Annotated in this window: 12 protein-coding genes; 3 read left to right on the plus strand and 9 right to left on the minus strand. The window is 34.9% G+C overall.

The features are described from left to right. Positions 1-57: 57 nt before the first annotated feature. Positions 58-2,976, plus strand: a complete 2,919-nt coding sequence (locus tag FNW52_RS02610) for an FAD-binding and (Fe-S)-binding domain-containing protein (protein WP_143375869.1) — start codon at positions 58-60, stop codon at positions 2,974-2,976. Positions 2,977-3,615: 639 nt separating this feature from the next. Here the strand turns inward: FNW52_RS02610 and dprA are convergent. After that, positions 3,616-4,716 carry a DNA-processing protein DprA gene (gene dprA / locus FNW52_RS02615; protein ID WP_143375870.1) on the minus strand — a complete coding sequence of 367 codons (1,101 nt, stop codon included), beginning with the start codon at positions 4,714-4,716 and terminating at the stop codon, positions 3,616-3,618. A gap of 426 nt (positions 4,717-5,142) precedes the next feature. Here dprA and FNW52_RS02620 point away from each other — a divergent pair, with 426 nt between their 5' ends. After that, positions 5,143-6,099, plus strand: a complete 957-nt coding sequence (locus FNW52_RS02620; RefSeq protein WP_143375871.1) for an SPOR domain-containing protein — start codon at positions 5,143-5,145, stop codon at positions 6,097-6,099. 732 nt (positions 6,100-6,831) lie between these two features. Here the strand turns inward: FNW52_RS02620 and FNW52_RS02625 are convergent. The 4 genes from FNW52_RS02625 to FNW52_RS02640 all read right to left on the minus strand — a co-directional run bounded on the left by FNW52_RS02625 (position 6,832) and on the right by FNW52_RS02640 (position 9,930). Beyond that, complete coding sequence (locus tag FNW52_RS02625) at positions 6,832-7,638, minus strand: MBL fold metallo-hydrolase (protein ID WP_143375872.1); 807 nt, start codon at positions 7,636-7,638, stop codon at positions 6,832-6,834. 72 nt (positions 7,639-7,710) lie between these two features. Beyond that, entirely contained in the window at positions 7,711-8,274 is a 564-nt protein-coding gene (locus tag FNW52_RS02630; protein WP_143375873.1) for a Crp/Fnr family transcriptional regulator, read from the minus strand. 229 nt (positions 8,275-8,503) lie between these two features. Next, entirely contained in the window at positions 8,504-8,872 is a 369-nt protein-coding gene (locus tag FNW52_RS02635) for a cupin domain-containing protein (RefSeq protein ID WP_143375874.1), read from the minus strand. A 494-nt stretch (positions 8,873-9,366) separates the two neighbouring features. Continuing rightward, positions 9,367-9,930, minus strand: a complete 564-nt coding sequence (locus FNW52_RS02640) for a TetR/AcrR family transcriptional regulator (RefSeq protein WP_143375875.1) — start codon at positions 9,928-9,930, stop codon at positions 9,367-9,369. Between the two features lie 498 nt (positions 9,931-10,428). Between FNW52_RS02640 and FNW52_RS02645 the strand changes: the two genes are divergently transcribed. Further along, positions 10,429-10,650, plus strand: coding sequence for a hypothetical protein (locus FNW52_RS02645; protein ID WP_143375876.1), 222 nt, complete (start codon positions 10,429-10,431; stop codon positions 10,648-10,650). A 510-nt stretch (positions 10,651-11,160) separates the two neighbouring features. Here FNW52_RS02645 and FNW52_RS02650 read toward each other — a convergent pair. The 4 genes from FNW52_RS02650 to FNW52_RS02665 form a co-directional block, all read right to left on the minus strand. Continuing rightward, complete coding sequence (locus FNW52_RS02650; protein ID WP_143375877.1) at positions 11,161-11,658, minus strand: NUDIX hydrolase; 498 nt, start codon at positions 11,656-11,658, stop codon at positions 11,161-11,163. Positions 11,659-12,173: 515 nt separating this feature from the next. Then, entirely contained in the window at positions 12,174-12,722 is a 549-nt protein-coding gene (locus FNW52_RS02655) for a hypothetical protein (RefSeq protein ID WP_143375878.1), read from the minus strand. A 98-nt stretch (positions 12,723-12,820) separates the two neighbouring features. Beyond that, positions 12,821-13,387: a hypothetical protein gene (locus FNW52_RS02660; RefSeq protein WP_143375879.1), complete on the minus strand. Its 567-nt coding sequence runs from the start codon at positions 13,385-13,387 to the stop codon at positions 12,821-12,823. Between the two features lie 153 nt (positions 13,388-13,540). After that, a complete protein-coding gene (locus FNW52_RS02665) occupies positions 13,541-14,245 on the minus strand; it encodes a hypothetical protein (RefSeq protein WP_143375880.1) in 705 nt (234 codons plus the stop codon). Positions 14,246-14,343: the final 98 nt, after the last annotated feature.

Here is a 14,343-nt window from a genome sequence, read left to right on the forward strand (position 1 = left end):
ATTTCGTCGTAATAAAAATCAAAAATCAGCAATCGTTAATCCTCAATCAAAAATAAAATGAAGCTTGAAAATCTTGAAAAGCAATTAGACGGTAAATTATTTTATGACCACACCATGCGTACGCTTTATGCCACGGATGCCAGTGCTTATAAAGAAATGCCATTGGCGGTAGCCATTCCAAAAACTAAGGAAGATATTCAAAAAATCATTGCTTTTGCCAGAGAAAACAATAGCAGCGTAATTCCTCGTGCAGCCGGAACATCTCTCGCAGGCCAGGTGGTAGGAAACGGAATTGTGGTTGATATTTCGCAAGAATTTACCAAAATCCTTTCGGTTGATCCTGTTGAAAAATCCGCTTGGGTAGAACCGGGAGTCATTCGTGATGAGCTCAATCTTCATTTACAATCCTATAAACTGTTTTTTGGGCCTGAAACGTCAACGAGCAATCGCTGCATGATCGGCGGAATGGTAGGAAATAATGCCTGTGGTGCCAGATCTGTAATTTATGGTTCTACACGGGAGCATTTGCTGGAAATCAAGGGTTTTTTGGCAGATGGAAATGAAGTCACTTTTGGGGCATTGACCAATGCCGAGTTTGAAGACAAATGCAATGGTGTAAACGTCGTGAGTCCATTGGAACAAGCCATTTATGTTCAAGCAAAAGAAATTTTATCTTCGGCTGAAAACAGAGCTTTATTCGATGAAAATTATCCTAAAAAATCAATTCCAAGAAGAAATACGGGTTATGCTTTGGATTTATTGGCAGACAGCCAGCCCTTTGGCGATCCTACCGAAAAATTTAATTTCTGCAAATTAATTGCAGGATCCGAAGGGACTTTGTTTTTTTCGACAGCCATAAAACTGAACTTGGTTGATGCCTTAAAGCCTTTCGCAGCTTTGGTTTGTGTGCATTTTAACAGCATCAATGAATCATTGAAAGCTAATTTATTAGCCTTAAAATTCAAACCGGACAGTGTCGAATTGATCGATCATTATATACTGGAATGTACTAAAGAAAATATAGAACAAAGCAAAAACAGGTTCTTCGTACAAGGCGATCCTCAGGCTATTTTGGCGGTTGAGTTTTTGCGCGACACTCAAGAAGAAATTCTGGAAAGTGCCAAAGCCATGGAGGAATTGATGCGTTCTGAAAATCTAGGCTATCATTTCCCAATCGTTTTTGGAGACGACACCAATAAAGTTTGGAATCTAAGAAAAGCGGGATTAGGGCTATTATCCAATATTCCCGGAGATGCCAAGGCGGTTGCCGTTATTGAGGATACGGCAGTTGACGTCAATGATTTACCCGATTTTATAGAAGATTTTAATGCGATTCTGAAAGAGCGAAACCTGAATTGCGTGCATTATGCACATGCGGCTACAGGAGAATTGCACCTTCGTCCGATCATTGACTTAAAAACCAAAGAAGGCGCAGGACTTTTTAGAACCATCGCCACCGATATTGCCCATTTGGTCAAAAAATACAAAGGTTCCCTAAGTGGCGAGCATGGAGACGGAAGACTCCGCGGGGAATTTATTCCGCTGATGTTGGGAGAGGAAATCTACCAATTGTTTATCCAAGTGAAACAAACTTGGGATCCTTGGGGCGTATTTAATCCCGGGAAGATTGTGAACACACCACCCATGGACACCAGCCTAAGATACACGCCTGGCCAAGATACTCCAATGCCTGAAACGTATTTTGATTTTTCGGAACATAACGGAATCCTTCGTGCGGCCGAGATGTGTAACGGATCCGGAGATTGCAGAAAAACCGAGAAAAGTGGCGGTACCATGTGCCCGAGTTACATGGCTACCCGCGATGAAAAACACACCACTCGTGCCAGAGCCAACATCCTGAGAGAAACCATTACCAATTCTACCAAAGAAAATAGATTTGACGATGAAGCGCTGCTTGATGTGCTGGATTTGTGTTTGAGTTGCAAAGGATGTAAATCCGAATGTCCCTCAAATGTAGATATGGCGAAGCTAAAAGCAGAGACTTTACAACAATACCATGACAAGAATGGGGTAAAATTTCGTTCCAGATTGATTGGAAATACTCCAAAAATCAATCAATTATTTGCTTCCGTTCCGTGGTTGTATAATTTTGGTTCCAAAGGAATTCTGGGCAACATTATGAAACGTTCGACTGGTTTTGCCACCGAAAGAACATTGCCATTAATGCATAAAATTACTTTTGCCAAATGGATCAAAAGCTACCGACAAACGGGTAATTTTATACAAGGAAAAGTCTATTTGTACAACGATGAATTCTTGAATTTCTATGATGTAGAAATCGGTCAAACCGCTGTGAAGCTGTTGAACCGTTTGGGGTATGAAGTCGAGATTCCCGAAATTGGCATCAGCGGCAGAACCTATCTTTCGAAAGGAATGCTAAAAGAAGCGAGGGAAATTGCCGAAAAGAATACACAGGCTTTCGCCAAAGAAATGCCGGAAAAAGCGATTCTGGTTGGAATTGAACCATCGGCCATTTTATCATTCCGAGATGAATATCCAGATTTGTGCCGTGGCGATTTGAAAGAAAAAGCCAAATCGTTCTCCAGTAGAGCGATGCTTATTGAAGAATTCTTGGCCAAAGAACTGGACGAAGGCCGCATCACATCGGCTTCCTTTACGGCAAATGAAGAAAGAGTTCGTATGCACGGTCACTGTTTCCAAAAAGCTTTATCCTCTTTGGTCCCACTCAAGAAAATATTGATGTTGCCCCAAAATTATACGGTACTCAATATTCCAAGCGGATGTTGCGGTATGGCGGGTTCTTTTGGATATGAAAAAGAGCATTATGACATTTCGATGAAAATTGGCGAACTGGTTTTATTCCCAGCCATTCGATCCGAAAAAGAAGCTACTTTAATATCTGCCTCCGGAACCAGCTGCAGGCATCAAATAAGCGACGGTACCAGCCGAAAAGCATTTCATCCTGTTGAGATACTGTATAGGGCTTTAAAATAGAGATTTTTGATTTTTGATTAACGATTTTAGATTGCAGATGTTAAGTAAGACATCTGCATTTTTTTTATAAGCGCTCAGTACCCAAATACTGCTTTACTTCCTAACTAAAAGACACTACACGATATTTTTTCATTAAACCATAGCCCAATGTCATTAAATTAAGCTTTTTTATGAGTGTTTTTTAGTACTTGAGAGCTTGTAGCGTTCTCATATTATGTGATTCCTCCTTCGTCGGAATGACAAAAAACGATGGTTTAGATATACAATATCACGCAAGTTTGTCATTCCGACGGAGGACACGAGCGATAGCGAACTGGCGAAGCAATCTCCGCAAGTAGCTCGACAATCCTAGTAAAACCAACACTTTCCCCTTAACTTAATGACATTAAACCATAGCCCCACGGTTTCAACCGTTGGAGACAATATAGATAACAAACAATTGAAACCAAAAATACGTAACCCAAGGTTGATCCCGATAATTATCGGGACTTGGGCTATTGCACTATCTAAAAAAACCATATCCTAGTTTCATTAAGCTATCGGTATAGATTACAATCACTACTAAAGCTTACTTTGATTTCGGATGTCAAAAAATCTGAAATCAAAAATCGTTAATCTTCAATCTAAAATCAAACATTTTTAAATTACCTCAAACAATTTCCCTGGCAAAGGACGAATTACCCCTTTCAATTCCATATTCAAGAGCAATCCTGATATTCTATAAATGGGAAAATCACAATGCAAAGCGATAATGTCCATCAGTTCTTTGCCTGTTTTCAGAAGATAATCATAGACTTTTTGCTCGTCATCATCAAGCGTGACAAACAATTGTTTTTGCACTGGTTTGGTGTCATTTTTTATATCCCAATTCAGAATATAAATCAAATCTGCGGCACTGGTAAGTAGATTCGCCTTTTGGGTTTTGATTAGATTGTTACATCCTTGACTGTATTTGTCCGTAACTCGCCCTGGAACAGCAAAAACATCACGGTTGTAATCATTGGCCAGGTTGGCGGTAATGAGCGAACCACCCCTATCGGCAGATTCTATGACAATCGTTGCCTCGGTCATTCCGGCCACGATTCTATTTCTGCGAACAAAATTCTCTTTATCGGGATTCGAGGTACTCCAAAACTCGGTCATAAAACCGCCATTTTGCTCCATTTTGGCGACATATTTTTTATGCGGTTTGGGGTAAATTTGGTTTAACCCGTGTGCCACAACACCAACAGTCTGCAAATTGTGATCCATCGCCAGTTGGTGTGCCACGATATCGACGCCATAAGCAAAACCACTCACGATTATAGGGTCTAGAGGAGCCAGATCTTCAATCAATTTCCTGCAAAATTCCGTACCATAAGAAGTGATTTGGCGGGTGCCCACAATGCTTATTATTTTTCGGTTTTTTAGGTTGATATTGCCCGAGCTAAATAACAAAACAGGTCCATCGATACAATGCTTTAAGCGATCTGGATACTTTTCGTCTTGAAAATAAAGCACCTCGATGTCATTGTTTTGAATAAACTGCAACTCTTGAGTCGCTTTTTCAAAAACAGATTTGTCTTTTAGGTTTTTCAATAAGACAGAACCCACCCCATCAATAGCGGCAAGTTGCGCGGTTTTGGCATTCAATACTGCCTCGGCACTGCCAAAGTGTGTTAGGAGCTTTTTGGCCATAATATCCCCCACCCCTTCTACACGGAGCAAAGCCATTAAATGAAATAAATTTTCTTCTGACATATCTTACAATTATACCACATATTTTTGAATCCTTAAAAATTTAGCATCAAAATATTTCAAAACTAAAGGCCTTTTTAAAAATGAGGCTACTGCGTCCCGAAGTGTCGCGAGTATGGTAAAAGTTTTTCGCCACGAATTACACGAATTATTCACGAATTTTAATTTTAAAATTTAAAGAAATTTGTGCAAATTCGTGTAATTCGTGGCTACCTTTTTTAAACGATTTATAAAAACTCACACGATAAGTGGCCAAACCTAAAAATTAAGGAGCTCATTTAGCAACGAAATAAAAATAAAACGCACTTTTAAACAGCACTTCTACAAATGTTAAAACAGCAATCGACTGATTTATAAATTCATACAAATTGTTAATAAAAATTGTGAATAAAATTTTGATAACTATTTTCGTTGCATAACTTTGTTACTATGAAAATCGAACTTTACATCGCGCAGCTTTTGTACCGTTACCAATGTGTAACTGTACCAGGTTTTGGAGCTTTCTTGACCGAAATCCAATCGGCTCAATTGATCGAAAACTCGCATTCTTTTTTTCCGCCAAAGAAGATGATTTCCTTTAATTCCTATCTAAAAAACAATGATGGATTATTGGCCAATCATATTGCCCAAGCCGAAAAAACATCCTATGATTATGCCGTAAGTGCCATAGAATATGAGGTCTTGAATTGGAAAAAAGCATTACAGGAAAACCGTACTTTTTCGATAAAAAACATTGGTACTCTTAGTTTGAATGCCGATAACAATATCCTTTTTACTCCAAACGAACAAACCAATTATTTGACTCAATCTTTTGGGTTAAGTACTTTTGTATCGCCAGCCGTAAAAAGAGAAGTTGTCCCGACGCTTCGGGATCAAAAAGAAACAGTTGTCGCAGAAAAAGCACCGATTGAGTTTATCCCAGAAACCAGAAAAACAACTGTTTATCTTAAGTATGCCGCTGTTTTTGTATTAGGACTAGCTGCAACGGGAACTATTGGATATCCTTTATATCAAAACCAAATTGCCTCTGAAACTATTTTGGTAGAAACAGCGGTTCAAAAACAAGTGCAGAATAAAATACAGGAAGCTACTTTCTTTATTCAGACACCAATACCGGCCGTAACTCTTTCTTTGAAATCGAACAAAGAAACTAAAATGCCGTACCATATTATGGCAGGCGCTTTTAGAAGTGAAGCTAATGCAGAAAAAAGATACGATCAACTAGTTGCCAAAGGATACAATGCGAGACGTTTGGCTGTTAATAAAAATGGACTATTCCCTGTTTTATACGGAAGCTACTCCACTTTTGCGGAAGCAGAAAAAGAGAAAGCCAAAATTACCGAAACGGATAATCCTGAAGCTTGGATCTTGATACAATCGCTATAGAAAATCAAAAATTCAGCATAGAATAATCACGAATAAACCCGAATTAAATAGGTGTTTATTCGTGATTTTTCGTTTTAACCTATTTCGATTCTTTTTGGTTTGGGTTATTAATTAATCTCAAGTCTTTTCAGAGCGCTTTTTTCATTAAATACCAACTAATACGGTTAAGCCACAAAAACCTTTTAAAACCATTAAAAAATAGCTTTTCAGCCAAGTGAAAACAAATCGCATCCTTTGCGTCTTTATCGAAACTATTGCAGGACAAACGTATGAGTTCTTTTTACCGCAGATTCGCAGATTTCAATAAAAACTTCTATCATAAATAACCGCTTTCAGCGGTATTAGCGCAAATTAGTTTCTATAAAATCACAAAATTTAGGTTTTCAAAAAATAAATCTGCGCCCCGATAGCTAAATGTCATTAAGGTTAAGGATTCGTCAGTTCGAGTTGAGTAATAATTTGCGATAGAAAATTTTTACGAAGTATCGAGAACCCTTGCGTTTGAAAGCTTCTCGATACAATTTTGAACATTAAAGCTATCGCATTAATGTTTAAAATCACTCGAAGTGACGGTTAAAACGTCTTAACTTAATGATATTTAAATATATACGTTAGTAAAAATAATTAAACGTCAAACACAGATTACACAAATTATCACAGATTAATTTGTGCTAATTTGTGGAATCTGTGTTAAAAACTGTTCTCTAATTGTCTGCGTGTTTGAGAATCCTTCTAATTGTGTTGCATTAATTCCGTTTCAACTCCACTGCTGAGCCATAAAAACTTATCCTTTTCCCCTGACTTTTCAATCTCATTTTTTAAGGACTTAACCGATTGTTTAAAATGCCACCAGCCTTCGTAATGAATGGGTATGACACTGTTTGGATTCAGAAGCTTCGTGGTTTCAATGGCTTCTTCCCCATTCATGGTCACTCTCAAATTCTTTTTCAGATATGGGAATGCCCCTGCACCCAAATGCAAAATGGCGACATCGACTTTTTTTCTTCTTTGGAGTTCAAAAATCCCTTCAAAAAGTACCGTATCTCCAGAAATATAAAGGCAACCGTTTTTTTGACCTTGCCATTCAATCGCAAATCCGATAACCTTACCCATTACTTTATCCAATCGCTTTATGTTGGTGTGTTGGGCAGGTATTGCCGTTATTTTTAATTGGGGAACTTTATCGGTTTCCACGATGTACTCTTCCCAGTTATCGAGTCCAACGGTATTGTCGTTTTTTAAACGTTTTACGGCATCTTTTGTCGAAAGCACAGTATTGACAGTCTTGATAAACGCTCGGCCGTTTTTATCTAAATTATCACTGTGATGGTCGTGGCTTAATAGCACTAAATCTACTTTTCCGATTTCCTCATTGGATAAAGCGGGGTCGCAATATTTCTTGGAAAAAGCCAAAGGACTGCTGACATATTGCGGAAAAATACCGTCTTTTTTGTCCAAAGTGGGGTCCGTCAATATTTTGAACCCATTGATGTTGAGTAAAACACAAGCCGTGTCAATATGTGTAATGGTTACTTTCATTTTGTATTAGATTTTGATGTTAAATAATAATACAAAATTGGGTTCAATTTATGAGTCCAGAATTGACTTTGGTCAAGAAATGCGTTTCCGAATACGACTCAAGGTTTCTGGCACTACTCCAATGTACGAAGCTAGGTATTTTAGGGGTATCTGTTGAACGTATTTAGGATGTTCCTGCAGCAATTTTTCATATCTTTCTTGTGGAGATGTCGTTAGAAGATCTAATTCTCTTTTCGCCTTTTTGGTCAATAAAAATTCGGTGGCAATGCGACCCAGTTTTTTAGCGGTTTCGCATTTTCCGTAAAGCATTTGCAGATTTTCATATGAAATCGAATACAACTGACAATCGGTTATTGCCTGTATGTAACTATTGGTTTTGGATCTGTCATAAAAGGAATCGTAGGCACAATAAAAGGAATTCTTGAAGGCAAAATCAAACGTAATTTCTTTGTCGTTTGCCACCACATAATAGCGCACTACACCAGTGTCAATAAAGGATAGATAGTTTTCTAATTGACCATCGGAAAGGATAATTTCATTGGCGGAAAACTTACGCAATTTAACACAACTCAAAAAAGCGTTTAAGTCATTCTCCAAAAAACCCAATTTCTCAAAATAGGTAATTAATGTTTGCATTTATAGTGTTTATCTCTTGTGGATCAATAGTATTACTAAAAATGGCAGTTTGTCTAAATACTGCAACTCCATTTTTCTTTTGTTAAATTCGGAAGTAAATATAGTGGATTTAAACTATACCCAAAATGCTTTTAAAAAATTGTAACTAAACCATTAAAGTCGAAAAACCCCGAAATGGTTCCATTTCGGGGCTTAATTTTAGTTCCTTTCTTTACTATGTGTAAAGGTATTATTTTATTTCAGTGACAATGACAGTAAAAGGCTTTTTGCCAATATTAGAGGTTCTGTGCGTTACGGCTGGAGACCACATCGATTGACCTGCTTTTAAATCAACATTGGCTGGTTCTTTATCTTTAATTTCCACTTTCATTTTTAAATCGGTTTTGGTATAAACGGTATACTGCGGATGTGAGTGCCATTCGGCAATAGCACCGGGAGCAAAAGTTACTTCCGTAACGTTAACATGTTCGTTGTCCAATAAAACTTTCATGGTAACACCAGGCCATGGTGTTTTAGTTTCCTGTGCGTTGACAGTTTGAACGTTCATAAATACTGTGAATGCAATCACTGACAGCATCATTAAAATTGTTTTTTTCATCTTATTTTCATTTTAATTTTTGCCTACTCTGTTTGGTTTTCGGCTACTCCGTCTTTTATAGCGGTTTTCATTTTGAATAAGGTCTTTTTCAACTATCAAAAAAAGCATTAAGAAAAACTATGGTTTTGAGCTTTTATTTCTAAGGTGTTATTCTTGAAAGTGCTCTACCTTTTGGGTAAATTAACAAACTTTCATGCCGTGCAAATTTTTAAAAAACAGAAGTGGGGAAGCGTGAATTATTTAATCCGCTAATTTACAAAAAAACGAGTAAACAACAGTTGAATTTAGATGAATTATATTTGTAAAATACTAATTTTTAGTTGTTTATACAAAAACCTACTAAAGACTGATGAAACCGATACTTCAACACATCGGTAGAAATTTAAAATAACGGAGTGATTGAAACAATCGTGCCAAAAGAAAAAGTTTCTACGACTATAGATTTTTTAATAGTTAAAAAGTAAAGATTGACTAATCAGTCATTACGATTTATATTAATCTTCAATCATTTTCCATAGCAGATCGAAAGCCTCTTGAATCAGTTCCAACTGAGCTTCATTTGTTAAATCATTCGCAATGATATAATTATACAAACCATTTATATGCGCAGTAACTAATGAGAAAATAAAAGCAGCTGGCATTGGTTTTAAGAGAACAATATCAATTCCGTTTTGGATGAGGATGAAGAGTGGGTGTTCTTCCTGATTTAAAATGGTTGGGGCTATTTGTTGAAAATAGGGAGAATGATTGAATTGCTGCATATATTGATACTGAGTCCGATTATCCAAACTCCAGAAAAGAGTTACAACGAAAAGGGATTGGAATGATTCTTTGGAAATCGAATGGGAACTCATTCTTTCGATGATGAAATCATCCATTTCTTCTAAAATGCTGTGGTATAAAGTAACGATAAGTTCGTCTTTGGTCTTGAAGTAATTAAACAGTGTCCCGTTGGCCACACCGGCTTCTTGCGCAATTTTACTGGTTGCTGTACCGTGAAATCCCAATTCAACAAATAATTGGGTGGCTGTATTAATAATAATTTGCTTTTTGTCCATTTATATAATTATTGACTAGTCAGTCACAAATGTAGCAATAATAAATCACTAACTACCACTAAGCAGTTGATCGATTTTTAAACCATGTCCAAACACCTGCTTAATTTAAGACACTGCCATTTTCTCTAAACAGAACATCTCATTTTTTATTAAAATCATTTTGGCAAGACGCATAGACTATTTTCAATTCTGAAGATCATACTTCATTTGCTTTTGATATGGCCTAAAAAGGATCAGATTGGTCGCCTTTCATTGTGGTATGGATCGCAAATCCTGCGATAGTTACGATGGTAAATTTGACACATCCATCTAGCAGTACAACCACCTAAAACCTTGATTTTTTACTATATACCTTCTTAATAACACTAAATAAAAACAATCTTTTTGTATTTTAATCGGATTTTTATGCTTCTTGGCAGATATATTTTTAATAGTAATACCCTTAATATAAATTCGTAGTAATCTTAACATGAAAACCAAAAAAGTAAACCAAAAAAAATGAAAACCACCAATTTATCCACCAAAGTATGTGCCTACCTAATCTATACTTATGTAAGCATCGCAGCATTTTTAGTGATGTCAGTAAGTAAAATTACTGAAAATGTAGAAAGCATTGAAAAAACATTAAATTTCAATCCAATTCTATCAACAATAATTGTTTTAAACATGATAACATTGGCATCCTTCTATTATTATAAAAAAAGCATAGTAAACAAATGATAAAAAAATACTTTTAAAATCATAAATACTCCACTACAAATTAAAAAGAGACTGAAAAATATTCAGTCTCTTTTTTTATTTATTGTGCACACAATTTCGGCTACAAATTCTGAAACATTTATGCAGCCTTACCAAAAACTATTGAAAACAAGCAAGTAACTGAATCTAATTACAACTAACTGTTTAAGTACTTATCCAACAATTAAGAGTTTTTATATCATTCAAAACAACTTATTGACTAGTCAGTCAAAAATATGAAAGCTGTAAATACTCAAAAAAAATAAAGAATCTAGTCCTTTGTTTAAAGTCCATGAATGAAACTTATGTAATGTACATTGCCAAACAAATTTCTGTTTTACGATTAAAGCGGTTTCGCTTCGGTTCTAGTGTGTTTTTTAAAACTTTCAAGTTTGATGTCATTTGATTCAAAAAAAGTCTTTAAAGCGGTTTATAATGCATGACAGATACAAAACCCTAAAAAAGTCAAAAAAATAACGCTGACCGTTTTGACTATGCGTCTTGCAGGTATTGTAATTTTTCCTTGTTTTCAAACTTAGAAATAATCTGATGTATTATAAATCTTGTTCCGTCGAATAGATTAAAATTTAAAGCCTCTTCTAAATCTACCCATTTTATGTCTTTTGTTTCATTGCTATTAAAAGTAAATTCTACCTCATTGGCAAAAGCCAAATAGGCAAAATCCAAATGATAATGGGACTCTTCTAGGGTTGACGCTGGAATTTGCTGTTGATAAAAGTATTCAGGAGCCAAAACCCATTCCGAATCATTGACCTTATTTTCGGCATGCAAAAAAGAAAAAAGCTTAATACTCAATCCCGTTTCTTCCCTAGCTTCCCGAATGGCAGCTTCTACTTGGTTTTCACAAGGTTCAATATGCCCCCCAGGAACCATCCAGCGATCGAATTTTTTATGATGAATGAGTGCTATTTTTAAATTACTTTCAAAAGTATTGATAATGAAAACGCTAGTTGTAAATTGTTTGAGCATAGTTTTTTTTATTGTGGCTTTCTTTCTGGCTAATTACAACTGAACGATAACGAAGTAAAGAAGAAAATTTATTGATACAATGACATTATTTGCATTTACAACCAATTGGTTTTCGTTACACAAACAGCAAACAATGCAGATCTACAATCAAAGTCCTTGCGAGGAACGAAGCAATCTCACTATCGCAAGCAAACAAAACAAATGATTGGAATGGATATAGCAAATGAGATTGCTTCGTTCCTCGCAAGGACTCAGCAAACCCAGCTGCGCATTACATGATTAAAAATAACAGTTTTGTTACTTTCTTGTTTTTTAATAACTCTCGAAAAGCATACAATTCTAAAAGACTTTAACGATAAAAAGCAGGAGACTTTTATCATATTTAGCGTTTTCAAGAACTTTTAAAGATATGATTCAGAGACATTTGCGTAGCGTGTAGCAGCGAACACTTAGAGGAGCTAGGGTAGCGTGTAGATACGAACACTTAAAAGAGCGGGGGTTAGGTGGCTGGATTTTTATTCATTTCCATTTTTCATTTTTTGCAGATTTTCAGTTTGAGTAGGCCAGTAAGTGTTATTATGAACTACAAAATAATCGTTTGCTTGGCTTAATTGAAGTTTTTTTACTTCTTCATTGAGCCACTTGTATATATTTTCAAATTCGACATTTTCTTTTGCCGTTGAAAATCTAATTTTAGCTTCATTTACCAAATATTTACATTGAATTCTCGCATCTTCCCTTAATTCTTCTTTCCGTTTAAATCCTTTGTTATTCATATAAAGCAAAATGACTGACGAAACTGAAGGAAGAATAAACGAAATAATTGTAAAAATAAGTGCATCTTTATCTTCTATTTTTAAAATTCCTTTCAAGCCAATAGTAATAGTTACCAAAAATCCGATTATCGTTATTATGGCAAAAAGGCGATTGTTTATTTTTTCATAATATTCAGAATCACTTTTATAACTCTCATAATATTTCTCATCGATATGATTAATAAAATTTTCGGTTAAAGATTTTGCATCTTTTTCTGACCACTCTATTTTATTGTTTTTATTTACCATAATATTTTCTATGTAGTTATGTTCGGATAAGCTTGCCACTAACTTGAACCCGTTACGCAAAGTCTCCAGACTTTGCGGAGCACGGGATGGCTGCCATTCTATATTTCATTTAGAAGTTCGTTGTTTTTTTTCTGTAAAATTGTCATTCTTGCTTTAATGATTTCAACAAAAGAATTTGGATATGGGGCATCAAAATCTATTGGGTTCAACTTGCTCGTTGAATTAATCTTTCTGATCGTATCATAAACGGTAACATGCTTAATATAAGCGTTAATGCTTTCTTGAAGTTCGTTATCTATTTCTACAAAGTGAATATTGTTTTGAATAGTTGATAGAATTTCATTATGATTCTTGAGTATGTAATCTTTCTCTATAATGTCATTAGTTTCTTGAGGCAATGCATCTTTGCTTCCTGATAATTGAGGAGACAATTTCCATAAAGCATTATCTTTTTGGAGTCTAAAATAGATTGGATAATAGAAATTTGAAAGCTGTTTCTCGATTTGTGAATAAATTTTATCTCTATTAGTTTCTTTGATTTTATTCTGTAGAGTTATTCTTTGTTTGTCGATTTCTAAATATTTACTAATCCAAAAGCCTGCTAAAGCAATTATTATAGCTAATAAACCTTTCTCAACAATTATCTCAATTAATTTATCTGTCATAATTCAGATTTTATATGGTTGCCATCAACGTTCTCGCGCCTCTAGCCGTTTGCAAGTTATGAAAACGATTATTTTCGGCTAAACGAAAATACGATGAAAAAACGGTAATTCCACTAAATTTGCAAATGGCTAGAGACGTGTGTTGGAGGCAGTTTATTCATTGAATCCTGCATCAACTAACCTATGTTTTATAAATTCATTACTTTCAATTTTAAGGTTAGTTTTATTTACTAATTTACAAACTTGTTCGATTAAGAAAACTAACTCAAAAAATGTTATGTTGTTAAAATTATTTTCTGTTAGACTCAAAGAAATTTTATCAAATGTAAATATTGAATTTGAGTCATTAAAGTTGATTTTAATATCATCTTTAGTATGAATTCCTATGTTGTGCATTGTATTTCTTAAGTACAGAAAAAAATAATATGTATTAATTTCATCCTCAGAAAGTGAATTATTAAATTTATTTTCAATGAAGATATTTTCAAATGTTTTTTTTATAGGAGTTACATTTATTTTATTTGTATCATTTTCATAGTGTATTGCTATTTGTCTAAAATGATTTTCAACTATAATTGAAAAATTTATAAAAAATGCTTCTTTTGAATATGCAATGAAATTGTTTTGTAATACTTTTAAATCGTCATCATTTAATTGTTCGGAAATGTTTTTTTTACAATAATCTATTTCTTTTAGATTGAATGATAATTTAATCGAAATTATAAAATTTTGGATTGTTTGGCATATATAATGATTTGTTATGCTTCTTATATCTTCTTGATTTTTGAAGTTTTCAAAGTTCAAGCAATAATTATTTAATTCCTCTAAATTTTTTATTTCTTCTAATAATTTAGTCATAGTTTTCTATTTCGTTCTTGTCTGCTGTTAAATTGCCACCAACTTGTATCCATACGATACAAACTTTCATATATCCATCCTACTCTGTGTAGTTTGGT

This window comes from Flavobacterium sp. ZT3R18 (assembly GCF_007097385.1).
Classification (GTDB): Bacteria; Bacteroidota; Bacteroidia; order Flavobacteriales; family Flavobacteriaceae; genus Flavobacterium.

Excerpts from the sequence above, each read along its gene's own strand:
- FNW52_RS02610 (WP_143375869.1), top strand. The coding sequence starts at position 58 with ATGAAGCTTGAAAATCTTGAAAAGCAATTAGACGGTAAATTATTTTAT.
- dprA (WP_143375870.1), bottom strand. The coding sequence starts at position 4,716 with ATGTCAGAAGAAAATTTATTTCATTTAATGGCTTTGCTCCGTGTAGAA.
- FNW52_RS02620 (WP_143375871.1), top strand. The coding sequence starts at position 5,143 with ATGAAAATCGAACTTTACATCGCGCAGCTTTTGTACCGTTACCAATGT.
- FNW52_RS02625 (WP_143375872.1), bottom strand. The coding sequence starts at position 7,638 with ATGAAAGTAACCATTACACATATTGACACGGCTTGTGTTTTACTCAAC.
- FNW52_RS02630 (WP_143375873.1), bottom strand. The coding sequence starts at position 8,274 with ATGCAAACATTAATTACCTATTTTGAGAAATTGGGTTTTTTGGAGAAT.
- FNW52_RS02635 (WP_143375874.1), bottom strand. The coding sequence starts at position 8,872 with ATGAAAAAAACAATTTTAATGATGCTGTCAGTGATTGCATTCACAGTA.
- FNW52_RS02640 (WP_143375875.1), bottom strand. The coding sequence starts at position 9,930 with ATGGACAAAAAGCAAATTATTATTAATACAGCCACCCAATTATTTGTT.
- FNW52_RS02645 (WP_143375876.1), top strand. The coding sequence starts at position 10,429 with ATGAAAACCACCAATTTATCCACCAAAGTATGTGCCTACCTAATCTAT.
- FNW52_RS02650 (WP_143375877.1), bottom strand. The coding sequence starts at position 11,658 with ATGCTCAAACAATTTACAACTAGCGTTTTCATTATCAATACTTTTGAA.
- FNW52_RS02655 (WP_143375878.1), bottom strand. The coding sequence starts at position 12,722 with ATGGTAAATAAAAACAATAAAATAGAGTGGTCAGAAAAAGATGCAAAA.
- FNW52_RS02660 (WP_143375879.1), bottom strand. The coding sequence starts at position 13,387 with ATGACAGATAAATTAATTGAGATAATTGTTGAGAAAGGTTTATTAGCT.
- FNW52_RS02665 (WP_143375880.1), bottom strand. The coding sequence starts at position 14,245 with ATGACTAAATTATTAGAAGAAATAAAAAATTTAGAGGAATTAAATAAT.